This is a genomic window from Rhodobium orientis, assembly GCF_003258835.1.
Taxonomy (GTDB): domain Bacteria; phylum Pseudomonadota; class Alphaproteobacteria; order Rhizobiales; family Rhodobiaceae; genus Rhodobium; species Rhodobium orientis.
Window position 1 is genome coordinate 1 of the sequence record NZ_NPEV01000131.1, and the last position, 352, is coordinate 352.

At 43.8% G+C, this 352-nt stretch carries 1 protein-coding gene; it reads left to right on the forward strand.

Annotation, left to right across the window (positions count from 1 at the left end; translation table 11 throughout):
- Positions 1–120 precede the first annotated feature (120 nt).
- A complete protein-coding gene (locus CH339_RS25520) occupies positions 121–252 on the forward strand; it encodes a DUF2639 domain-containing protein (RefSeq protein WP_003179731.1) in 132 nt (43 codons plus the stop codon).
- Positions 253–352 lie beyond the last annotated feature (100 nt).

The following is a 352-nucleotide window of genomic DNA, read 5'->3' on the forward strand; positions in this document are numbered from 1 at the left end:
AAACTTCCAGACTATGTCGAAAGACTCAGTTTTTAAAAATTGCCGCCTATCCCTTTTCAGCGTTTTTCTATAGATGTTAGAATCCCAATTGCATCGAAATATAGAAGGGAGTTTTCTGCCATGCATTACGGAAGCAAAGGCTGGTATGTAGAAGAACTGAAAAAGCTGGGAATGACGAAGTATGAAGGAAGAAAGCTTCAAAGCTATAAAAAACACTTTTTGGCCAACCTGCTTGAAAGCGTCAAAAAATAAACATCCTTTAAGCTCAGCGTGACCCGCAACCCTTGCAGTCTAGGAAGGCCGAGCATCGGAGCGGAGCGAATGTTGGAATTCGTGAGCACCGACGCGCAGG

What these genes read in the sequence shown, in the direction of transcription:
- CH339_RS25520 (WP_003179731.1), top strand. Translation starts at nt 121, where the DNA reads ATGCATTACGGAAGCAAAGGCTGGTATGTAGAAGAACTGAAAAAGCTG.